The organism is Pseudomonas sp. PDM24, from assembly GCF_019218905.1.
GTDB lineage: Bacteria > Pseudomonadota > Gammaproteobacteria > Pseudomonadales > Pseudomonadaceae > Aquipseudomonas.
Window position 1 is genome coordinate 201,025 of the sequence record NZ_JAHUWR010000001.1, and the last position, 23,143, is coordinate 224,167.

Consider the following 23,143-nt stretch of genomic DNA (forward strand, 5'->3'; position numbering starts at 1 on the left):
GCCATTCATTCAAGAAGGAAACCTGATTCATGGCAGGAAGCAGTTTGCTGGTGCTGATCGACGACATCGCCACCGTACTGGACGATGTGGCGTTGATGACCAAAATGGCCGCGAAGAAGACCGCCGGCGTGCTTGGTGACGATCTGGCGCTCAATGCCCAGCAGGTTTCCGGCGTGCGTGCCGAGCGGGAAATCCCGGTGGTGTGGGCCGTGGCCAAGGGTTCGTTCCTCAACAAACTGATCCTGGTGCCGTCGGCCTTGGCCATCAGTGCGTTCATTCCGTGGCTGGTCACGCCGTTATTGATGGTCGGTGGCGCTTACCTGTGCTTTGAAGGCTTCGAGAAACTCGCCCACAAATTCCTCCACAGCAAAGCTGAAGATCAGGCCGAACACGCAGAGCTGGTCGAGGCCGTGGCCAACCCGGCGGTCGACCTGGTGGCGTTCGAGAAGGACAAGATCAAAGGGGCGATCCGTACCGACTTCATTCTCTCGGCGGAAATCATCGCCATCACCCTGGGCACCGTGGCTGCCGCTTCGCTGACCCAGCAAGTGATCGTGCTCTCGGGCATCGCCATCGTCATGACCATCGGCGTCTACGGCCTGGTGGCTGGCATCGTCAAGCTCGACGACCTCGGTCTGTGGCTGACCCAGAAGCCTGGGCAAATGGCCAAAAGCATCGGCGGCGGGATTCTGCGTGCAGCGCCGTACATGATGAAAAGCCTGTCGGTGATCGGCACCGCGGCGATGTTCTTGGTCGGCGGCGGGATTCTGACCCATGGTGTGCCGGTGGTTCATCACTGGATCGAGAGTGTCAGCGCGAGTGCTGGTGGGGCCGGGTTTATCGTGCCGACGTTGCTGAATGCGGTGGCCGGGATTGTGGCGGGTGCGGCGGTGTTGGTGGGAGTGATGGCGGTGAGCAAGACCTGGAAAGCAGTCAAAGGTTGAAGCCTGGCAATACGATCAAGTGTGGGAGCGGGCTTGCTCGCGAAGAGGTAATAACATTCAGCATCAATGTTGACTGTTATACCGCCTTCGCGAGCAAGCCCGCTCCCACATTTGTTTTGTGGTGTTGCCGATGCAATTACTCGGCGACCTGCAGCTTGCGCGACTCGGTGTACACGTAACGCACTTTTTCATACTCGAACGGCGTATTCAGCTGACCATAGCGGAAGCTGTTCTGATAGCGCTTGTCGATGACGCGAAGTGCCCAGACTTCCGGATGGTTGGAGCTGACTTCGGCCACGTTCAAGAAGTTGATCGCCGATTCGCCGGTGTAATCCACTACCAGGCCCGCGGTGTCGCGCAGGTTCGACGGGCCGAGGATCGGCAGCACGAAATAGGCACCGCCCGGTACGCCGTAGAAGCCCAGTGTCTGACCGAAGTCTTCGCTCTGGCGCGGCAGCCCCATGGCGGTGGCCGGGTCCCACAGGCCGGCGACACCGATGGTGGTGTTGAGCAGCAGGCGCGCGGTGGTTTCCATCGAACGCTGACCTTTGAATTGCAGCAAACTGTTCACCAGGTTTGGCACATCGCCGACGTTGTTGAAGAAGTTGCTGACGCCGGTGCGCAGGAAACTTGGGGTGATGTAGCGATAGCCGTTGACCACGGGCAGGAACACCCATTGGTCGAAACGGTAGTTGAAGTGGTAGACGCGGCGGTTCCATTCTTCCAGCGGGTCGTAGACGTTCAGCGCGTTGAGCGTCGAACGTTCGAACTCGCGCTGATCCAGCCCCGGGTTGAATTTGAGTTTGCTCAGCGGTTCCTTGAAGCCGTCACTATCGACCACCACAGGTGCGTTGGCTTTGCTGTTGTCGGCGTTGGCGACGCCTGCACAGAGTAACGCTGCGATCAGCAGGGGGTATTTAGCCACGGAAAAACTCCAGCATGGCGTCGCTGTTGACGCGATAGTTGAGGTTGCCGCAATGGCCGCCCAATGGATAAACAGTCAAACGGTCGCCAAAGGTCCGGCGCAGAAACCCCAGGTCGCCAGGGCCGAGGATCACGTCGTCGGCGTTGTGCATGACGGCGATTTTCGGGCTGTCGTGCAGGTAATCCTTGAGTGCATACAGGCTGACCTGATCGATCAGTTGCAGCAGGCTGCCGCCATCGGTGCGGGCGCGCCACATCGGAATGACCTGTTCGGTCAGGTAGCAGTCGAAGTCGCATTGCAGCGCGCGTTTGAGGAACGGCGTGAGGGTGGTGCCTTCGGTGATCGGGTATTTCGGTGGCGTGATCAGGCCGCGGCGGTTGATCAGGTCCGAGGTGAAGGCGATGTCCGCTGCAGAGAAACGGAACGAAGTGCCAATCAGCATGGCCATCTGTTCGTTGCTCAAGTGCTGCTTGGACTGCTGGAAGTCGTAGAGCAGGGCGTCGTTGAGGTCGATGTAGCCCTTCTGCTGGAAGTAGCGGGTCAGTTTGTCCAGTACCAGTTCATAGAAGGTGGTGCTGTTGTTGATGCCCTTTACCTCTGTCTGTACCAGCTTGTCCAGGTTGGTGACCGAGGTGTAAAGGTTGACCGGTGGGTTGAGCAGCAAGACTTTCTTGAAATTGAAGCTGCGACGGGTTTCATCCAGGTGCGCGACAAATGCCGCATCCAGTGCGCCAAGGCTGTAACCGGTCAGGAAATAATCGGTGACCGGCAGCTTCGGGTTCTGCGCCCGAACGGCCTGCATTACCCGGTACATGTCTTCGGCATCTTCCTTGGTCACGCCGGGGGTGGCGAAGCGCGAGGCGGCGGTCATGAAGTCGAAGCTGGTCGGCGACGACAGCTGCACCACGTGATAGCCGGCCTTGTAGTAGAGCTTTTTCAGGTACTCGTTGAGGGTGCTGTCATAGCGTGCACCCGTGCCGGAGATCAGGAAGATCAACGGTGCCGCTTGATCTTGCGTGGCGATGCGGTAGGTGAGTTTCTTCACCGGCCAGAAGTTGTCCGGCAGGCTGAATTCACGCTCCGGGCGCAATGTGACGCTGCGATCCTCCTGATTGATATCGTCGTCCAGCGGCAACTCCGGGCGTAACTCCGGCGGTGTCGTGGCGATAGTCGCCTCGAACGGGTTGGTCAGGGGGTAGCCGTAACTGGCGGCATCAATGTCGGCCGCCAGTGCGGACGCACTTAAAATCAAGCCGCCAAACAGGGCGGCGCAGCGCAAGGAACGGAGCATGACTAGATCCCTTAGAGGAAGGTGCCGGATGAAGTTCGCAGGCTATGACCACAGGATTTGCGCCAAAGTGCCATGACGGGCACCAATCAGGCCTGATTTCGGAGCAACGGTAGCTGGACGATACACTTTGCAGCTATTTGATGAACAGTTATCTGTTGATGTCACTTGCTTACCGCGGGCGGGGGATTAAGCTGGCCGCCGATTTCGTTTATTGGAGTGTTGCATGTCCCGCCGTCTGCCTGTGATCCTGTTGCTCGTTCTTCTGCCGTTATGGCTGGCCGCCAGTTATGGCGCGCGTTATGGCTTTATGGAGGATGCGCAATGGGTCGGCATCTGCGTGGATGAGGCCAGTCGTTGGGAATGCCAGATTCGTTCGAATCTCGGTTTGATGATTCATTTCAAGGTTCTGGGCTGGGTAGCATTGGCTGCCGCCGTGATTGGTTTTGTTCTACCAGGGCGAGCGGGGTGGTGGCTGGCGGTGCTGGCGCTGGTGTTCGGGTTTCCGGCGCTGGCGTTGTACAACACCACGTTGGCGGTGTTTGCGGTGGTGATTGCTGCATTGCGTCTGGTTCGGGCTTCTCGTAGCGCCTGATGGGCAGCCTTCGCGGGCAAGCCTCGCTCCTACAGTTTAGAGTCGTTCGCAATTATCACGGTCGAAATAAATCTGTAGGAGCGAGGCTTGCCCGCGAAGAGGCCCGCAAGCACGCTGAAGATCAGCCCTTGCGAACCCGCAAGCTGCGCCACAACGCCGCCACCATCAACACACTCACCAGCGCCCAACCCCAGGCCTGCTGGTTCTGCAAACCTTCTTGATACAGTTGCGGCGCAATGCCGGCGCCGATGATGAAGGTCAGCAGGGCAATTTCCCGGCGCGGCACACTGACCGGACGGCACAGGTACACCAGCGCCGGCAGGATGAACGCAACACTCGGGAAGCTGCGATAACGCGGATCGAACACCAGCTCCAGCATCATCACCGCCGCGGCAAAACCTGCCGCTGCCAGCCACCAGCCAGCGCGACGCTCCAGTGCATTGAAGGCGCGTTCACGCCAGCCGGTACGAGCGCTCAAGGCCAGCGCGGCATGGGCCAGCACCAACAGATTCAACCCCGTCAGCAAAGCGACCCACAGCCATTCACTGGCAAACCGTGTGGTGACCCGAGCCAGATCGCCCCAGGCACCCATCGAACAGGCCGCCAACGCGCCGAGCAGTGGCAGCACCAACGCCGCGCGGGTGCTGCGAACGCGACCGCCGAGGATCAGTGTGCCGATGAAGATCAAGCCACCCAGCGCCAGCCATTGCGACCAGTACGGCACGTTCGAGACCGGCCCGGCCAGCACGCCCTTATCCTGACGATCGGCGTCGAACAATCCCCAGTAACCCCCGACCGCACCTTCGCTGGCGCGTTTCCAGGGCTGGTCGAATGCCTCGATCAGGTTGTAATGCCAGCCTTGCTGTTCGGCCATGATCACAAAGCTACGAATGAACCTGGCTTCGTTGACTCGGCTCGGCAACGCGGTTTCGCGCTGACGGCCTTCGCTCGGCCAGCCGGTTTCGCCAATCATCACGTCTTTGGGCGCAAATTTGTTGCCGAACACCTGACGCACTTCGGCCACATGCTGCAATGCAGCGTCGATGTTTGATGGATCGTCTTCCCAGTACGGCAGCAAATGAATGGTCAGGAAGTCCACCGCCGGAGCGATTTCGGGATGCTTGAGCCAGAACTCCCAGACGTCGGCGTAGGTCACCGGTTGTTTGACCTGACTTTTGACCTTGTTAATCAGCGTTGCCAACTGTGCGCCGGTGACTTCCTTGCGCAGCAGGGTTTCATTACCTACGATCACCGAGGTCACTACATCGGCGTTGGCATTGGCCGAGGCGATCAGCAGGTCGACCTCCTTGGCGGTGTCCACCGGGTTGCTGTTGACCCAGGCGCCGATCATCAGCTTCAAGCCGTGCTTGCGTGCGAGGTCGGGCAGGGCCTCCAGGCCGGTCATGGAATAAGTACGGATGCATTCGAAACGGGTTGCCAGCAGTGCGAGGTCGGCGTCCATGCGCTCGGGGCGCAGTTTGAACGGCACATCGAACGGCGACTGGTCTTTGTCGAACGGGGTGTAGGAGGCGCATTGCAGCTTGTGTGTTGCGCTGGCCACGTCCGGCAGGATCACCGGTTTGCCGAGTCCATACCAGAAGCCACCAAGGGCAAAAAGCCCCAGCAGGCAGGCAAATAAATAAGCAAGAAGAGGAAAGCGGGATGTCGCGGGCATGGTCAGGCCGTCTGGGAACAAAGCCGCGCATGTTACCTGCATTTGTCCCGCGCTTGGTGGCCCGCATAATTTTGACATGCAAAGTTCAGGCGGGGTGGCGGATGGATTTGCGACGGTTGCAATTAATGGCCTTCTGATGTCGTTTCTCGATGCCTTGAGGTCGCTGGCAGAGCAGGTCGCAGTGGGCGTCAGGTTGATCATCCAATCGTCAGTACTCCGCTGATGTTTGAACGAGTTTGCGGTGAGGCGTGATGGGGGCGCTGTGCACCATAACAATACGTTGAGCGGCTCGGCATCCGTCGAGCGCAGCACTTTCGGGGAAGTAACGATGAAGATGCGACGACTCTTGGGCGCAGGTGCCGCTTTGGTGCTGGCGATCAGTTCTACGATGGCCAGTGCTGAAGGCAAGGCAGTGACGATCGGTTATGTAGACGGCTGGTCGGACAGCGTCGCCACGACCAACGTGGCCGCGGAAGTGATCAGACAGAAACTCGGTTATGACGTGAAGCTGCAAGCGGTTGCCACCGGGATCATGTGGCAGGGTGTGGCCACTGGCAAGCTCGACGCCATGCTGTCGGCGTGGCTGCCCGTGACTCACGGTGAATACTGGACCAAGAACAAGGATCAGGTCGTCGATTACGGCCCGAACTTCAAGGATGCAAAAATCGGCCTGATCGTGCCGGAGTACGTCAAGGCCAAGTCTATTGCCGATCTGAAAACCGACGACAGCTTCAAAAATCGTATCGTCGGTATCGATGCCGGTTCAGGCGTGATGCTCAAGTCCGAGCAGGCGATCAAGGACTATGGCCTGGACGGCTATACCCTCAAGGCCAGTTCCGGCGCCGGCATGATTGCCGAGCTGACCCGTGCCGAGAAGAAAAACGAATCCATTGCCGTCACCGGTTGGGTGCCGCACTGGATGTTCGCCAAGTGGAAACTGCGCTTCCTGGACGACCCGAAAGGCGTTTATGGCGCGGCTGAAACCGTGAACAGCATCGGTAGCAAAGAGCTGGCAACCAAGGCGCCGGAAGTTGCGAAGTTCCTGAAGAACTTCCAATGGGCATCGAAAGACGAAATCGGCGAAGTCATGTTGGCGATTCAGGACGGCGCCAAGCCTGAAGCAGCAGCGAAGGATTGGGTGGCTAAACACCCGGATCGCGTTGCCGACTGGACCAAGTGATTTGACCTGACGCGTCTAGTCAGCAGCTCTCGAGGCCCCTTGGCATTTATGCCAAGGGGCCTTTTGCTTTTTTATGTGTTTAACGCATGCATGAGAAATGGCGACTCTGTCATGTCGTTCTAATACTAAGGTCGTCTGGAACCTGTCCGGCAGCCGCATAGAGTGGATACCGTTCCAACTAAATCTGTGCTGCGAGGATAAAAACAATGAACGACAGCATTTACCTCTCGATTCAGAACAGCCCGCGCTTCAAGGAGCTGGTCAGCAAGAGAGAACGATTCGCCTGGATTCTTTCAGCGATCATGCTTGGGCTGTACTCCGGATTCATTCTTTTGATTGCTTACGGACCGCATATCCTGGGCGCAAAAATCAGCCCCGAGTCCTCAATTACTTGGGGCATTCCGATCGGTGTCGGGCTGATCGTTTCGGCCTTTATCCTGACGGGCATTTACGTGCGACGCGCCAATGGCGAATTCGACGACTTGAACAATGCGATTCTCAAGGAGGCTCAGCAATGATCCGGCGTCTAATGGCTCTATTGAGCATCGCAGCCTTTGCACCTGGCGTCTGGGCGGCTGAAGCCCTGACGGGTGCGGTACAGAAACAACCACTCAACATTTCCGCGATCCTGATGTTCGTGGCATTCGTGGGTGCAACCCTGTGTATCACTTACTGGGCTTCCAAGAAAAACAACTCGGCCGCCGACTACTATGCGGCGGGCGGCAAGATCACCGGTTTCCAGAACGGCTTGGCGATTGCCGGTGACTACATGTCCGCGGCATCCTTCCTGGGTATTTCCGCCCTGGTGTTTACCTCTGGCTACGATGGCCTGATCTACTCGATCGGCTTCCTGGTGGGCTGGCCGATCATTCTGTTCCTGATCGCCGAGCGCCTGCGCAACCTGGGCAAGTACACCTTTGCCGACGTGGCGTCCTACCGCCTTGGGCAGACCCAGATCCGCTCGCTGTCGGCTTGCGGTTCGCTGGTGGTGGTGGCTTTCTACCTGATTGCGCAAATGGTGGGTGCTGGCAAGCTGATTCAGCTGCTGTTCGGTCTCGACTATCACGTTGCGGTGATCCTGGTCGGTATCCTGATGTGCCTGTACGTGCTGTTCGGCGGCATGCTGGCGACCACTTGGGTGCAGATCATCAAGGCGGTGCTGTTGCTGTCCGGTGCCTCGTTCATGGCACTGATGGTGATGAAATACGTCAACTTCGACTTCAACGCGCTGTTCTCCGAGGCGATCAAGGTTCACCCTAAAGGTGAAGCGATCATGAGCCCGGGCGGTCTGGTGAAGGATCCGGTCTCGGCGTTCTCCCTCGGCCTGGCACTGATGTTCGGTACCGCTGGCCTGCCGCACATCCTGATGCGCTTCTTCACCGTGAGTGACGCTAAAGAAGCGCGTAAAAGCGTGCTGTATGCAACCGGCTTCATTGGCTACTTCTACATCCTGACCTTCATCATCGGCTTCGGCGCGATTCTGCTGGTCAGCACCAATCCGGCCTTCAAAGATGCGGCTGGCGCGCTGATGGGCGGCAACAACATGGCGGCGGTGCATTTGGCCAACGCGGTGGGTGGCAGTATCTTCCTGGGCTTCATCTCGGCGGTGGCGTTCGCAACCATCCTGGCGGTGGTGGCTGGTCTGACCCTGGCCGGTGCTTCGGCGGTGTCCCATGATCTGTACGCCAGTGTGATCAAGAAGGGCAAGGCCAACGAGAAGGACGAGATCCGTGTCTCGAAAATCACCACCATCGCTCTGGCGGTGCTGGCGATCGGCTTGGGTATTCTGTTCGAGAAGCAGAACATCGCGTTCATGGTGGGCCTGGCGTTCTCCATCGCGGCGAGCTGTAACTTCCCGGTACTGCTGCTTTCCATGTACTGGAAGAAGCTGACGACTCGCGGTGCGATGATCGGCGGCTGGCTGGGTCTGGTCAGTGCAGTTGGCTTGATGGTGTTGGGGCCAACCATCTGGGTGCAGATCTTGGGTCACGAGAAGGCGATCTTCCCGTATGAATACCCGGCGCTGTTCTCCATGGCCATTGCGTTTGTCGGGATCTGGTTCTTCTCGGTCACTGACAAGTCCGCCGAAGGTGTGAACGAACGCGCGCTGTTCTTCCCGCAGTTTGTTCGTTCGCAGACCGGGTTGGGGGCGAGCGGGGCGGTTTCGCACTGAGGCTTCTATATATAAGCTGCGTTAAAACGAATGCCCCGGTCGAGAGATCGGGGCATTTTTTATTGGGCGGTTATCGGACTCTGTATGATTTTTCCGCGGAGGTGGCCTGCTCTTTGATCGTGTATATATCCGTTTCTGCGGTAGCGTCGGCTGGCGGTTATCGCCCGCCCTTGTAGGAGCGAGGCTTGCCCGCGAAGGCTGCCTGATAGTCGACCAGGCTATTTGATTGTGTACATATCCGTTTCTGCGGTCACGGCCGCTGGCGGTTTCGCTTTTACAGCGAGTCACTTTGGAAAAGCGCGAAAGTAACCAAAGCGCTCTTGCCCCTCCATTCGGTGCCTCGCTTAGGCTCGGCATGCCATAACGAAGGCATTGCTCCGGGGGGCGGCTACCGCGGCATCCTTGCCGCGGTGCCCCCTACGCAACGCCTGCGTTCGGCCTCTGGGAAAGGGGCGAGATCAAGATCAAGATCAAAAGCCAAAGCAACAGCAAGATCAACAGCTTCCCGAGCAAGCCCGCTCCCACAAAAAATCAGAGCACATCCAAAATCAGAGCCATCCGCTCTTTTTTTCACCACTCTATAGGCCGAGCGTTAGCTCGCCTGCAGCTTTTGATCTTGATGCACCGCCCCCTCGAGAGGCCGAGTGGAGGTTCTGCGCAGTGGGCAACCCGGCATGGATGCCGGGTTAGCCGCGCCCGGCCATGGATGGCCGATCGCGGCGGGCCCACGGGGCAGGACCGGAGCGAGGGCATGCCGAGCCTGGGCGAGGCACCGAACGAAAGGGGCAAGAGCGCTTTGGTTACTTTGGCGCTTTTCCAAAGTGACCCGCTGTAAGAGCGGAACCGCCAGCCGGCGCAACCGAAGAAACGGATATGTACACAACCACAGAGCCCGGTCGGCCCTCAGGCTGCCGCGTAACTCAACGTCAGGCACAAACAAAAACGGCCTCTATTTATAGAGGCCGTTTCCGGTGCAACTTAAGACGTTATCGCAAGACAGGTCTTATTTGCGGTCTTCAAGCCGGGTGATATCACGCGACTCATAGCCAGTGTACAGCTGACGCGGACGGCCAATCTTGTACGGGCTGGAGAGCATTTCTTTCCAGTGGGAAATCCAGCCGACAGTCCGCGCCAGAGCGAAGATCACGGTGAACATGCTGGTTGGAATGCCGATCGCCTTGAGGATGATCCCCGAGTAGAAGTCGACGTTCGGGTACAGCGAGCGTTCGATGAAGTACGGATCGGTCAGGGCGATCTCTTCCAGGCGCATAGCCAGTTCGAGTTGCGGATCGTTGGTGATGCCCAGTTCTTTCAGTACTTCGTCGCAGGTCTGCTTCATGACGGTGGCACGAGGGTCGCGGTTTTTGTAAACCCGGTGACCGAAGCCCATCAGTTTGAACGGATCGTTCTTGTCCTTGGCCTTGGCGATGTACTTGTCGATGTTCGAAACATCGCCAATCTCGTCAAGCATGGTCAGAACGGCTTCGTTCGCACCGCCGTGGGCAGGGCCCCACAGTGCAGCGATACCGGCGGCGATACAGGCGAACGGGTTGGCACCCGACGAGCCGGCCAGACGTACGGTAGAAGTCGATGCGTTCTGCTCGTGGTCGGCATGGAGGATGAAGATCCGGTCCATGGCCTTGGCGAGTACCGGGCTGATCGGTTTGATCTCGCACGGGGTGTTGAACATCATGTGCAGGAAGTTTTCCGCGTACGACAGGTCGTTGCGCGGGTACATCATGGGTTGGCCCATGGAGTACTTGTAAACCATTGCGGCCAGGGTCGGCATCTTGGCAACCAGGCGGATCGCGGAGATTTCGCGATGCTGCGGGTTATTGATGTCGAGGGAGTCGTGGTAGAAGGCCGAGAGGGCGCCCACTACGCCGCACATGACGGCCATCGGGTGGGCGTCGCGACGGAAGCCGTTGAAGAAGGTCTTCAATTGCTCGTGAACCATGGTGTGGTTCTTCACGGTGCCGACGAACTGGGCCTTTTGTTCTGCGGTCGGCAATTCGCCATTGAGCAGCAGATAGCAGGTTTCCAGGTAGTCCGACTTTTCAGCCAGCTGTTCGATCGGGTAGCCGCGGTGCAGCAAAATGCCGTTGTCGCCGTCGATATAGGTGATCTTCGACTCGCAGGAGGCAGTCGACATGAAACCAGGGTCAAAGGTGAAACGGCCCGTGGCCGTCAGGCCCCGAACGTCGATAACATCGGGACCAACGGTGCCGGTTAAAATGGGCAGCTCGACGGGGGCTGCGCCCTCGATGATCAACTGCGCTTTTTTGTCAGCCATGTGGCCTCCTATTTATGCTTGAAATCATCAGACAGACCCCCCACGCAGGGCCCGCACCACTATAGTGAGATAAATTCGAATGTCAATTTGCCTAAAGTCTTGCTCCAGAAGGCTTTAACCGGACTTTTTCCTCGAAATTGACTGCCATTTACGCCTTTTATGTCACTTGTGCAATCAGCTATTAGGGGAAGGTGAACGCGTTGTCATTAGTAGCCTAACTGTCTATACTCGGCCACCGACCGCCAGGGGCTTTTGGGCCTGCTTTATTGGGGGTCGCATCCCTGGGTGGTGGTTACCTGACCAGTGCACTCCCCAACAACTTTGCCCTGATTGTTAGGGGCTCTTCAGTGTGAAAAAAAGCCGTGAAAAGCCAACGACCTGTAAACCTAGACCTAAGGACCATCAAACTCCCCATCACCGGCGTTACGTCGTTTCTTCACCGTGTTTCCGGCATCATCCTCTTCCTGGGCCTTGGCTTCATGCTTTATGCATTGGGCAAGTCTCTGGGTTCCGAGGAAGGTTTTGCCGAGGTGAAGGCATGCTTGACCAGCCCGCTGGCCAAGTTCGTAGCATGGGGCCTCCTGTCCGCTCTTCTGTATCACCTGGTAGCCGGTGTGCGCCATTTGATTATGGATATGGGCATCGGTGAGACGCTGGAAGGCGGCAAACTGGGCTCGCAAATCATTATCGCCGTATCTGCGGTGTTGATCGTTCTGGCGGGAGTTTGGATATGGTAACCAGCGTTACGAACCTGTCGCGTTCGGGCCTCTATGACTGGATGGCACAGCGTGTGTCTGCGGTCGTTCTCGCGGCTTATTTCATCTTCCTGATCGGATACCTCGTTGCGAATCCTGGCATTGGCTACACCCAATGGCACGAACTGTTCGCAAGCAACTGGATGCGTATCTTCAGTCTGCTGGCCCTTGTAGCCCTGGGCGCTCACGCCTGGGTCGGCATGTGGACTATCGCGACTGACTACCTGACGCCGATGGCGCTGGGCAAGTCCGCGACTGCAGTACGTTTCCTTTTCCAGGCAGTATGCGGCGTTGCGATGTTCGCTTACTTCGTCTGGGGTGTGCAGATTCTCTGGGGTATCTGATCCATGGCTAACATTCCAACGATTTCTTTCGACGCCATCATTATTGGTGGCGGCGGTGCCGGCATGCGCGCAGCGCTGCAACTGGCACAAGGCGGTCACAAGACTGCCGTGATCACCAAGGTTTTCCCGACCCGTTCGCACACCGTATCGGCCCAGGGTGGCATCACCTGCGCCATCGCGTCCGCTGATCCGAACGATGATTGGCGCTGGCACATGTACGATACCGTCAAGGGTTCCGATTACATCGGTGACCAGGACGCTATCGAATACATGTGTCAGGAAGGCCCGGCTGCAGTTTTCGAACTGGACCACATGGGTCTGCCGTTCTCCCGTACCGAACAGGGCCGCATCTACCAGCGTCCATTCGGCGGTCAGTCGAAGGATTACGGTAAAGGTGGCCAGGCCGCCCGTACCTGTGCCGCGTCCGACCGTACCGGTCACGCGCTGCTGCACACCCTTTATCAGGGCAACCTGAAAGCCGGCACCACGTTCCTTAACGAGTACTACGCTGTTGATCTGGTGAAGAACCAGGACGGCGCATTCGTCGGCGTGATTGCCATCTGCATCGAAACCGGCGAAACCACCTACATCCGCGCCAAGGCTACCGTACTGGCCACCGGCGGTGCAGGTCGTATCTACGCTTCGACCACCAACGCCCTGATCAATACCGGTGACGGCGTTGGTATGGCGCTGCGTGCCGGCGTACCGGTACAAGACATCGAAATGTGGCAGTTCCACCCGACCGGCATCGCCGGCGCCGGTGTACTGGTTACCGAAGGTTGCCGTGGTGAAGGTGGTTACCTGATCAACAAGCACGGCGAGCGTTTCATGGAGCGTTATGCTCCGAACGCCAAAGACCTTGCCGGTCGTGACGTTGTTGCCCGTTCGATGGTTAAAGAGATCATCGCCGGCAACGGTTGCGGTCCGAATGGCGACCACGTAATGCTCAAACTCGACCACTTGGGCGAGGAAGTGCTGCACAGCCGTCTGCCAGGCATCTGCGAACTGTCCAAGACTTTCGCACACGTTGACCCTGTTGTTGCTCCGGTTCCGGTCGTTCCGACCTGCCACTATATGATGGGCGGCGTTCCGACCAACATTCACGGTCAGGCAATCACCCAGAACGACGAAGGCGTCGACGAAATCATCCCTGGCCTGTTCGCAGTGGGTGAAGTGGCGTGCGTATCGGTTCACGGCGCCAACCGTCTGGGCGGCAACTCGCTGCTTGACCTGGTGGTATTCGGCCGCGCTGCCGGCCTGCACCTGGAAAAAGCGCTGAGCGACGGTATCGAATACGATGACGCCACCGACGCCGACATCAACGCTGCCCTGGCACGTCTGTCCGCTCTGAACGAGCGTACCGAAGGTGAAGACGTGGCAACCCTGCGTCGCGAACTGCAAAGCTGCATGCAGAACTACTTCGGTGTGTTCCGTACCGGCGAATACATGCAGAAGGGTATTGCTCAGCTGGCTGATCTGCGCGTGCGCATCGCCAACGTCAAGATCAACGACAAGAGCCAGGCGTTCAACACGGCGCGTATCGAAGCGCTGGAACTGCAGAACCTGCTGGAAGTGGCCGAAGCCACTGCCATCGCTGCAGAAGTGCGCAAAGAGTCCCGCGGTGCTCACGCCCGTGAAGACTTCGAAGACCGTGACGATGAAAACTGGCTGTGCCACACCCTGTACTTCCCGGGTGACAAGCGCGTTACCAAGCGTGCTGTGAACTTCTCGCCGAAGACTGTTCCGACTTTTGAACCTAAGATTCGGACTTATTAAGGGTGGCCGCCATGTTGCAAGTCAGTGTTTATCGTTACAACCCTGATCAGGACGCTGCGCCGTTCATGCAGGAATTCCAGGTTGATACCGGTGGTAAAGACCTGATGGTGCTGGACGTGCTGGCCCTGATCAAAGAGCAGGACGAAGGTTTCTCCTATCGTCGCTCTTGCCGTGAAGGTGTTTGCGGTTCCGACGGCATGAACATCAACGGCAAAAACGGTCTGGCATGCATCACGCCGCTGTCTGCCGTCGTTAAACGTAACAAGCTGATCGTTCGTCCGCTGCCAGGTTTGCCGGTTATCCGTGACCTGGTCGTCGATATGAGCATCTTCTACAAGCAATATGAAAAGGTTAAGCCATACCTGCAGAACGACACGCCGGCTCCGGCCATCGAGCGTCTGCAGTCCCCTGAAGAGCGTGAAAAGCTCGACGGTCTGTACGAGTGCATCCTGTGCGCTTGCTGCTCGACTTCGTGCCCGTCCTTCTGGTGGAACCCGGACAAGTTCCTGGGTCCGGCTGCTCTGCTGCAAGCCTATCGCTTCCTGGCAGACAGCCGCGACAACAAGACATCCGAGCGTCTGGCTTCGCTGGATGACCCGTTCAGCGTATTCCGCTGCCGGGGCATCATGAACTGCGTCAACGTTTGTCCGAAAGGCCTGAACCCGACTAAGGCCATCGGTCACATCCGTAACATGTTGCTGCAAAGCGGCGTGTGATTCAGCTGCTGTACCCGTAGGACCGCTGTACCCGTAGATGCTACGGCGCAGGCTTCAACCGGCGCCGTAGTTTTAACCTGAGCAGCAGCTTAAAAGGCTGCCGCTCTTATTTTGAAGAAATGAGACAAGCAGGGGCATCCGGGCTGGTACCCGGACTATCAGCGTGATCCTAAGTGGCTTGTTTTAGTCGCTGCATTCGGACTTCTGCAAGTTTGCTCGGTGTCGACGCCGGTGGTGTTCCCCTAACCGAGGGTGACCAAGCATGCAAGAAAGCGTGATGCAGCGCATGTGGAACAGCGCCTACCTATCCGGTAGTAACGCTGCCTATGTGGAAGAGCTCTACGAGCTCTACCTGCACGACCCTAACGCTGTGCCAGAAGAGTGGCGCACCTACTTCCAGAAGTTGCCTGCTGATGGCAACCCTGTCACCGATGTTTCGCACTCCACAATTCGCGATCATTTCGTCTTGCTGGCAAAGAACCAGCGCCGCGCCCAACCGGTTTCCGCCGGTAGCGTGAGCAGTGAGCACGAGAAGAAGCAAGTTGAAGTGCTGCGATTGATCCAGGCCTACCGTATGCGTGGCCACCAGGCAGCCCAGCTTGACCCGCTGGGGCTGTGGCAGCGTCCTGCACCTGCAGACCTGTCAATCAATCATTACGGCTTGACCAATGCCGATCTTGATACGACCTTCCGTGCCGGCGACCTGTTCATCGGCAAAGAGGAGGCGAGCCTACGCGAAATTCACGAAGCGTTGCAGCAGACATATTGCCGCACCATCGGCGCTGAATTTACGCATATCACCGATTCCGAGCAGCGTCAGTGGTTCCAGCAGCGTCTGGAAAGCGTGCGCGGCCGTCCCACGTACTCCGTCGACATCAAGAGCCACCTGCTTGAGCGCGTCACCGCTGGCGAAGGCCTGGAAAAATACCTCGGGACCAAATACCCGGGTACCAAGCGTTTCGGTCTGGAAGGCGGCGAGAGCCTGATTCCGATGCTCGACGAGCTGATCCAGCGTTCCGGCTCCTACGGCACCAAGGAAATCGTGATCGGCATGGCCCACCGTGGCCGTCTCAACGTACTGGTCAACACCTTCGGCAAGAACCCGCGCGAGCTGTTCGACGAGTTCGAAGGCAAGAAGAAGGTCGAGCTGGGTTCCGGTGACGTCAAGTATCACCAGGGCTTCTCGTCCAACGTGATGACCACCGGTGGTGAAGTTCACCTGGCCATGGCCTTCAACCCTTCACACCTGGAAATCGTTTCCCCGGTGGTCGAGGGTTCGGTTCGCGCCCGTCAGGATCGTCGTAACGACCCTACCGGCGAGAAGGTTCTGCCGATCTCCATCCACGGTGACGCGGCATTCGCCGGTCAAGGTGTGGTCATGGAAACCTTCCAGATGTCGCAGACCCGCGGTTTCAAGACCGGCGGCACCGTGCACATCGTGATCAACAACCAGGTCGGTTTCACCATCAGCAACCCGCTGGACTCGCGCTCCACCGAGTACGCGACCGACGTTGCGAAGATGATCCAGGCGCCGATTCTCCATGTGAATGGTGATGATCCGGAAGCCGTGTTGTTCGTGACCCAGCTGGCCATCGACTACCGCATGCAGTTCAAGCGTGACGTGGTAATCGACATGGTCTGCTACCGTCGTCGCGGCCACAACGAGGCCGACGAGCCTAGCGGCACCCAGCCAATCATGTATCAGCAGATCACCAAACAGCGCACCACCCGTGAGCTGTATGCCGATCGTCTGACCCAGAGCGGTGTGCTGGACGCAGAGCGTGTTCAGGCGAAAGTCGACGAATACCGCAATGCGCTGGACAACGGCCTGCACGTGGTAAAAAGCCTGGTCAAAGAGCCGAACAAAGAGTTGTTCGTGGATTGGCGTCCGTATCTGGGCCACGCCTGGACCGCGCGTCACGACACTCGCTTCGATCTGAAAACCTTGCAGGAACTGTCCGCCAAGCTGCTGGAAATTCCGGAAGGCTTCGTGGTTCAGCGCCAGGTCTCGAAAATCTACGAAGACCGTCAGAAAATGCAAGCCGGCGGCCTGCCGATCAACTGGGGTTACGCCGAAACCATGGCGTACGCGACCCTGGCGTTCGAAGGTCACCCGATTCGCATGACGGGTCAGGACATCGGTCGCGGTACGTTCTCGCACCGTCACGCTGTCTTGCACAACCAGAAAGACGCGGGTACCTACGTCCCGCTGCAAAACCTGTACAAGGGCCAGCCACGTTTCGACCTGTACGATTCGTTCCTGTCCGAAGAAGCCGTGCTGGCGTTCGAATACGGTTACTCGACCACCACGCCTGAGGCGTTGGTGATCTGGGAAGCACAGTTCGGCGACTTCGCCAACGGTGCCCAAGTGGTTATCGACCAGTTCATCACCAGTGGCGAGCACAAGTGGGGCCGTCTCTGCGGTCTGACCATGCTGCTGCCGCACGGGTATGAAGGTCAGGGTCCGGAGCACTCTTCGGCCCGCCTGGAGCGTTACCTGCAACTGTGCGCCGAGCACAACGTTCAGGTTGCCGTCCCGACCACCCCGGCTCAGATCTACCACTTGCTGCGTCGTCAGGTGATTCGCCCGCTGCGCAAGCCGTTGATCGTCCTGACTCCGAAGTCGCTGCTGCGTCACAAACTGGCCATCTCGACCCTGGAAGATCTGGCCGAAGGTTCGTTCCAGACCGTTATCCCGGAAATCGATGCCCTGGACCCGAAAAAGGTCGAGCGCGTTGTTCTGTGTAGCGGCAAGGTCTACTACGACCTGCTGGAAAAACGCCGTGCCGAAGGTCGTGATGACATCGCCATCGTGCGTATCGAGCAGCTGTACCCATTCCCTGAGGACGACCTGAAAGAAGTCCTGGCTCCTTACACCAACGCCAAGCATGCCGTTTGGTGTCAGGAAGAGCCGATGAACCAGGGTGCCTGGTACTGCAGCCAACACCACTTGCGTCGTAGCATCAGTACGCTCAACAAGTCTCTCGTACTCGAGTACGCGGGCCGTGAGGCTTCTGCTGCACCTGCTTGTGGTTATGCATCGATGCACGCTGAGCAGCAGGAACAACTGCTGCAAGACGCCTTTACTGTTTAACGCCTTCGCGCACCTGAAACCGAATTTAAGGACCCACAGATAATGGCTATCGAAATCAAAGCCCCCACTTTCCCGGAATCGGTTGCCGATGGCACCGTTGCCACCTGGCACAAAAAACCGGGCGACGCCGTCAAGCGTGACGAACTGATCGTCGACATCGAAACTGACAAAGTCGTACTGGAAGTGTTGGCCACCGCTGATGGCGTGCTGGGCGCTATCGTCAAGAACGAAGGCGACACCGTTCTGTCCGACGAAGTTCTGGGCTCCATCGGTGAGGGCAGTGCTGCCGCCGCTGCTCCTGCCGCTGCTGCACCTGCCGCTGCCGCTGCTCCTGCCGAAGCGGGCGAAGACGATCCTGTTGCTGCACCGGCTGCTCGCAAGCTGGCTGAAGAAAACGGCATCAACATCGCTTCCGTTGCCGGTACTGGCAAAGGCGGTCGTGTGACCAAGGAAGACGTTGTTGCCGCTGTAGCTGCCAAGAAAGCCGCTCCGGCTGCCGCGCCTGCCAAGGCTGCTGCGCCTGCCGCTGCTGCTCCAGTGTTCGCTGCCGGCGATCGCATCGAGAAGCGCGTACCGATGACCCGCGTGCGGGCCACCGTTGCCAAGCGTCTGGTTGAAGCTCAATCGAACATGGCAATGCTGACCACTTTCAACGAAGTCGACATGACCGAAGTCATGGCCCTGCGTTCGAAGTACAAGGATCTGTTCGAGAAGTCCCACAACGGCGTGCGCCTGGGCTTCATGTCGTTCTTCGTCAAGGCTGCCACCGAAGCGCTGAAACGCTTCCCGGCTGTCAACGCGTCGATCGACGGTGCTGACATCGTTTACCACGGCTACGCCGACGTCGGTGTTGCTGTTTCCAGCGACCGCGGCCTGGTTGTACCGGTTCTGCGTAACGCCGAACTGATGAGCCTGGCTGAAATCGAAGGCGGCATCGCCACCTTCGGCAAGAAGGCTCGTGACGGCAAGCTGTCGATGGACGAAATGACCGGTGGTACGTTCACCATCACCAACGGTGGTACCTTCGGTTCGATGATGTCGACTCCGATCGTCAACCCGCCACAAGCGGCCATCCTGGGCATGCACAACATTCTGCAGCGTCCTATGGCGATCAACGGCCAAGTCGTTATCCGTCCGATGATGTACCTGGCTCTGTCCTACGATCACCGTTTGATCGACGGCAAAGAAGCTGTGACCTTCCTGGTTACCATCAAGAACCTGCTGGAAGACCCGGCTCGTTTGCTGCTGGATATCTGATTTCGTTGCGCGGGCCGTTCAGCGATGGACGGCCCTTCTGTAATGACCAGCTTCGTCCCACGACGGTCCCCAAAAGGGGCCGTCCGGTTTGATTCGAGAAGGAATGACACATGACTCAGAAATTCGACGTGGTAGTGATTGGCGCGGGCCCTGGCGGCTACGTGGCTGCCATTAAAGCAGCGCAATTGGGCCTCTCCACTGCCTGCATCGAGAAATACACCGACAAGGAAGGCAAACTGGCCCTCGGCGGTACTTGCCTGAACGTCGGCTGCATTCCATCCAAGGCGCTGCTGGACAGCTCCTGGAAGTTCCACGAAGCCCAAGACGGCTTCGCGATCCACGGTATCAACCACGCTGGCGTGACCATGGACGTGCCAGCAATGGTCGGCCGTAAAGCCAACATCGTCAAAGGCCTGACCTCGGGTGTTGCCACCCTGTTCAAGGCAAACGGTGTGACCTCGATCCAGGGCCACGGCAAACTGCTGGCCGGCAAGAAAGTCGAAGTCACCAAGCCTGACGGTTCGGTAGAAATCATTGAAGCCGAGAACGTGATTCTGGCTCCAGGTTCGCGTCCGATCGACATTCCACCGGCTCCTGTCGACCAGAATGTGATTGTTGATTCGACTGGCGCGCTGGAATTCCAATCGGTTCCAAAACGTCTGGGCGTGATTGGCGCTGGCGTGATCGGTCTGGAACTGGGTTCGGTCTGGTCCCGTCTGGGTGCAGAAGTTACCGTTCTAGAAGCGCTGGACACCTTCCTGATGGCCGCTGACGCTGCCGTTTCCAAGGAAGCGCTGAAAACCCTGACCAAACAAGGTCTGGACATCAAGCTGGGCGCTCGCGTTACCGGTTCCAAAGTGAACGGCGACGAAGTCGTTGTGAACTACACCGATGCCAACGGCGAACAGAACATCACTTTCGACAAGCTGATCGTAGCCGTTGGTCGCCGTCCGGTGACCACTGATTTGCTGGCTGCTGATTGCGGTGTGACCCTGGACGAGCGCGGTTTCGTGCACGTTGACGATCACTGCGCCACCACTGTACCGGGCGTTTACGCCATCGGTGACGTGGTTCGCGGCATGATGCTGGCACACAAGGCCTCGGAAGAGGGCATCATGGTTGTCGAGCGCATCAAGGGCCACAAAGCCCAGATGAACTATGACTTGATCCCGTCAGTTATTTATACTCACCCGGAAATCGCGTGGGTCGGCAAAACCGAGCAGGCCTTGAAGGCTGAAGGCGTTGAAGTTAACGTTGGCACCTTCCCGTTCGCAGCCAGTGGCCGTGCCATGGCAGCCAACGACACCGGCGGTTTCGTGAAAGTCATTGCCGATGCCAAGACTGACCGCGTATTGGGCGTCCACGTGATTGGCCCGAGCGCTGCAGAACTGGTTCAGCAGGGCGCGATCGGTATGGAATTCGGCACCAGCGCTGAAGACCTGGGCATGATGGTTTTCTCCCATCCGACCCTGTCTGAAGCCTTGCACGAAGCAGCTTTGGCTGTGAATGGCGGTGCCATCCACATCGCCAACCGCAAGAAGCGTTAAGACAATAAGAAACCACGGCGGTACGGCCCGTCGTGAGCCTTGCGTGCAAGACTCACCGCGGAATGTCCGCTGGACGCAGTCTTGCGTAGCTGCACCGGGTAACTGGAAAGCTACGCAAGCAGCAGTCACAGGTGGTGCGGCACCAGAACGGTGCAGCACCGAATGCGCAGTACCTAACGAAGACGGTAATAAGCATGAATCTTCACGAGTATCAGGGTAAGCAGCTGTTCGCTGAATACGGCCTGCCAGTTTCCACCGGCTACGCAGTAGACACCCCGGAAGCAGCAGCAGAAGCTTGCGACAAAATCGGCGGCACCGAGTGGGTTGTCAAAGCCCAGGTCCACGCTGGTGGTCGCGGTAAAGCGGGCGGCGTAAAGCTGGTTCGCAGCAAAGAAGACGCCAAAGCATTCGCTCAACAGTGGTTGGGCAAGCGTCTGGTGACTTACCAGACTGATGCCAATGGCCAGCCAGTCACCAAGATCCTGGTTGAGTCGTGCACTGATATCGCTAAAGAGCTGTACCTGGGCGCTGTCGTTGACCGTTCGAGCCGTCGCATCGTGTTCATGGCTTCCACCGAAGGTGGCGTGGACATCGAGAAAATCGCTCACGACACTCCAGAAAAAATTCTGAAAGCCACTATCGATCCACTGGTTGGCGCTCAGCCATTCCAGGGTCGCGAGCTGGCATTCCAGCTGGGTCTGGAAGGCAAGCAAGTTGCTCAGTTCGCCAAGATCTTCGTAGGTCTGGCCAAGCTGTTCAAGGATCACGACCTGGCTCTGCTGGAAGTGAACCCGCTGGTGATCAAGGCTGACGGCGATCTGCATTGCCTCGACGCCAAGATCAATATCGACGCCAACGCCATGTACCGTCAGCCTAAGCTGAAGACTTTCCACGATCCGTCGCAAGACGATCCGCGCGAAGCGCACGCTGCCAAGTTCGAACTGAACTACGTAGCACTGGAAGGCAACATCGGTTGCATGGTCAACGGTGCTGGCCTGGCCATGGGTACCATGGACATCGTCAACCTGCATGGCGGCAAACCAGCCAACTTCCTCGACGTGGGCGGCGGTGCTACCAAAGAACGCGTAACCGAAGCGTTCAAGATCATCCTGTCCGACACTAACGTCGCTGCAGTATTGGTCAACATCTTCGGCGGCATCGTTCGTTGCGACATGATTGCCGAAGGCATCATCGGCGCTGTGAAAGAAGTCGGCGTGAAAATCCCGGTTGTTGTTCGCCTTGAAGGCAACAACGCTGAGCTGGGCGCTAAAGTACTGGCAGAAAGCGGTTTGAACATCATCGCTGCTACCAGCCTGACCGACGCTGCTCAACAAGTTGTCAAAGCTGCGGAGGGCAAATAATGAGCGTCCTGATCAATAAAGACACCAAAGTTATCTGCCAGGGTATTACCGGTTCGCAAGGTAGTTTCCACACCCAGCAAGCCATCGAGTACGGCACCAAGATGGTTGGTGGTGTAACTCCAGGCAAAGGCGGCACCGAACACCTGGGTCTGCCAGTGTTCAACACCGTGAAAGATGCTGTAGCCGCCACTGGCGCCACCGCCAGCGTGATCTACGTTCCAGCTCCTTTCTGCAAGGACTCCATCCTGGAAGCAGCCTTCGGCGGCATCAAGCTGATCGTTTGCATCACTGAAGGCATTCCTACCCTGGACATGCTGGATGCCAAGGTCAAGTGCGACGAGCTGGGCGTAGTCCTGATCGGTCCTAACTGCCCAGGCGTGATCACTCCAGGCGAATGCAAGATCGGCATCATGCCTGGTCACATTCACTTGCCAGGCAAGGTCGGTATCGTTTCCCGTTCCGGCACCCTGACCTACGAAGCTGTGAAGCAGACTACTGACGCCGGTTTCGGTCAGTCGACTTGCGTCGGCATCGGTGGTGACCCGATCCCGGGTTCGAATTTCATCGACATCCTGAAGCTGTTCCAGGAAGACCCGAAGACCGAAGCGATCGTGATGATCGGCGAGATCGGCGGTTCGGCTGAAGAAGAAGCGGCTGCCTACATCAAGGCACACGTGACCAAGCCGGTTGTTTCCTACATCGCTGGTGTGACTGCTCCTCCGGGCAAGCGCATGGGCCATGCTGGCGCAATCATCTCTGGCGGCAAAGGCACTGCAGACGAGAAGTTTGCTGCCCTGGAAGACGCAGGCGTTAAAACCGTGCGTTCGCTGGCAGACATCGGCAAGGCTTTGTCCGAGCTGACCGGTTGGGCGATCAAGTAAGCCTCGCGCTTAACTGACGCTTCGCCAAACAAAGGCCACCTTCGGGTGGCCTTTGTCGTTTCCGGGGGGTGGGTTTGCGGGGAGGGGCTCTTCGCGGGCAAGCCTCGCTCCTACGGATTTATGTCGTTCTCTAATTCGGCGAACGACTCAATACCTGTAGGAGCGAGGCTTGCCCGCGAAGGCTTACTTGCAGCAGCCCACCATTTACATGCAAAAACGCGACATTGAAATGTCGCGTATCGGATAGTTCGCCCTGTAACAGTGCGTTTGTCGTGCAAATTCGTTAGGCTAGCAGCCATTTTTGCGTCCGCAGCCCACAAGGCAGCAACGCGCTAAACG

The 23,143-nt window shown here is 58.0% G+C and carries 18 protein-coding genes; 14 read left to right on the forward strand and 4 right to left on the reverse strand.

Annotation, left to right across the window (positions count from 1 at the left end; translation table 11 throughout):
* Positions 1–29 precede the first annotated feature (29 nt).
* Positions 30–944 carry a DUF808 domain-containing protein gene (locus KW837_RS00955; protein WP_218394208.1) on the forward strand — a complete coding sequence of 305 codons (915 nt, stop codon included), beginning with the start codon at positions 30–32 and terminating at the stop codon, positions 942–944.
* Positions 945–1,080: 136 nt separating this feature from the next.
* On the opposite strand, the gene KW837_RS00960 is transcribed toward KW837_RS00955, so the two are convergent.
* Complete coding sequence (locus KW837_RS00960; RefSeq protein WP_218394209.1) at positions 1,081–1,869, reverse strand: VacJ family lipoprotein; 789 nt, start codon at positions 1,867–1,869, stop codon at positions 1,081–1,083.
* Positions 1,862–3,160 carry a serine/threonine protein kinase gene (locus KW837_RS00965; protein ID WP_192345748.1) on the reverse strand — a complete coding sequence of 433 codons (1,299 nt, stop codon included), beginning with the start codon at positions 3,158–3,160 and terminating at the stop codon, positions 1,862–1,864. Before KW837_RS00965 ends, KW837_RS00960 begins: the two co-directional genes overlap by 8 nt.
* A 223-nt stretch (positions 3,161–3,383) precedes the next feature.
* On the opposite strand from KW837_RS00965, the gene KW837_RS00970 reads away from it, so the two are divergent.
* Positions 3,384–3,752, forward strand: coding sequence for a hypothetical protein (locus tag KW837_RS00970; protein ID WP_192345749.1), 369 nt, complete (start codon positions 3,384–3,386; stop codon positions 3,750–3,752).
* A gap of 121 nt (positions 3,753–3,873) precedes the next feature.
* Here KW837_RS00970 and KW837_RS00975 read toward each other — a convergent pair whose 3' ends face one another.
* Positions 3,874–5,469, reverse strand: a complete 1,596-nt coding sequence (locus KW837_RS00975) for a beta (1-6) glucans synthase (protein ID WP_218394210.1) — start codon at positions 5,467–5,469, stop codon at positions 3,874–3,876.
* 286 nt (positions 5,470–5,755) lie between these two features.
* Here KW837_RS00975 and KW837_RS00980 point away from each other — a divergent pair, with 286 nt between their 5' ends.
* The 3 genes from KW837_RS00980 (at position 5,756) to KW837_RS00990 (ending at position 8,780) form a co-directional block, all read left to right on the forward strand.
* A complete protein-coding gene (locus KW837_RS00980) occupies positions 5,756–6,607 on the forward strand; it encodes a glycine betaine ABC transporter substrate-binding protein (RefSeq protein ID WP_123720738.1) in 852 nt (283 codons plus the stop codon).
* Positions 6,608–6,813: 206 nt separating this feature from the next.
* A complete protein-coding gene (locus tag KW837_RS00985) occupies positions 6,814–7,125 on the forward strand; it encodes a DUF485 domain-containing protein (protein ID WP_008026759.1) in 312 nt (103 codons plus the stop codon).
* The gene (locus KW837_RS00990; protein WP_218394211.1) at positions 7,122–8,780 is read left to right on the forward strand and encodes a cation acetate symporter; all 1,659 of its coding nucleotides are present in this window, start codon (positions 7,122–7,124) and stop codon (positions 8,778–8,780) included. The genes KW837_RS00985 and KW837_RS00990 overlap by 4 nt, the downstream gene beginning before the upstream one ends.
* 1,003 nt (positions 8,781–9,783) lie before the next feature.
* Here KW837_RS00990 and gltA read toward each other — a convergent pair.
* Positions 9,784–11,073, reverse strand: coding sequence for a citrate synthase (gltA, locus tag KW837_RS00995; protein WP_105339798.1), 1,290 nt, complete (start codon positions 11,071–11,073; stop codon positions 9,784–9,786).
* A gap of 362 nt (positions 11,074–11,435) precedes the next feature.
* Here gltA and sdhC point away from each other — a divergent pair, with 362 nt between their 5' ends.
* From sdhC to sucD, 9 genes are all read left to right on the forward strand, one after another.
* Positions 11,436–11,810, forward strand: a complete 375-nt coding sequence (sdhC, locus tag KW837_RS01000; protein WP_032830362.1) for a succinate dehydrogenase, cytochrome b556 subunit — start codon at positions 11,436–11,438, stop codon at positions 11,808–11,810.
* Positions 11,804–12,172 carry a succinate dehydrogenase, hydrophobic membrane anchor protein gene (gene sdhD, locus KW837_RS01005; RefSeq protein WP_052967227.1) on the forward strand — a complete coding sequence of 123 codons (369 nt, stop codon included), beginning with the start codon at positions 11,804–11,806 and terminating at the stop codon, positions 12,170–12,172. Before sdhC ends, sdhD begins: the two co-directional genes overlap by 7 nt.
* 3 nt (positions 12,173–12,175) lie before the next feature.
* Positions 12,176–13,948: a succinate dehydrogenase flavoprotein subunit gene (gene sdhA / locus KW837_RS01010; RefSeq protein WP_123496127.1), complete on the forward strand. Its 1,773-nt coding sequence runs from the start codon at positions 12,176–12,178 to the stop codon at positions 13,946–13,948.
* A gap of 11 nt (positions 13,949–13,959) precedes the next feature.
* Complete coding sequence (locus tag KW837_RS01015) at positions 13,960–14,664, forward strand: succinate dehydrogenase iron-sulfur subunit (RefSeq protein WP_007898989.1); 705 nt, start codon at positions 13,960–13,962, stop codon at positions 14,662–14,664.
* 262 nt (positions 14,665–14,926) lie between these two features.
* Positions 14,927–17,758 (forward strand): 2-oxoglutarate dehydrogenase E1 component, encoded by a 2,832-nt coding sequence (locus tag KW837_RS01020; RefSeq protein ID WP_192345752.1) that lies wholly within the window; start codon positions 14,927–14,929, stop codon positions 17,756–17,758.
* 42 nt (positions 17,759–17,800) lie between these two features.
* Entirely contained in the window at positions 17,801–19,015 is a 1,215-nt protein-coding gene (gene odhB, locus KW837_RS01025; protein ID WP_218394212.1) for a 2-oxoglutarate dehydrogenase complex dihydrolipoyllysine-residue succinyltransferase, read from the forward strand.
* A gap of 110 nt (positions 19,016–19,125) precedes the next feature.
* Positions 19,126–20,562 (forward strand): dihydrolipoyl dehydrogenase, encoded by a 1,437-nt coding sequence (lpdA, locus tag KW837_RS01030; protein WP_123496131.1) that lies wholly within the window; start codon positions 19,126–19,128, stop codon positions 20,560–20,562.
* 194 nt (positions 20,563–20,756) lie between these two features.
* Positions 20,757–21,923 carry an ADP-forming succinate--CoA ligase subunit beta gene (gene sucC, locus KW837_RS01035; protein WP_007898980.1) on the forward strand — a complete coding sequence of 389 codons (1,167 nt, stop codon included), beginning with the start codon at positions 20,757–20,759 and terminating at the stop codon, positions 21,921–21,923.
* Positions 21,923–22,804, forward strand: a complete 882-nt coding sequence (gene sucD, locus KW837_RS01040) for a succinate--CoA ligase subunit alpha (protein ID WP_123496133.1) — start codon at positions 21,923–21,925, stop codon at positions 22,802–22,804. Before sucC ends, sucD begins: the two co-directional genes overlap by 1 nt.
* Positions 22,805–23,143: the final 339 nt, after the last annotated feature.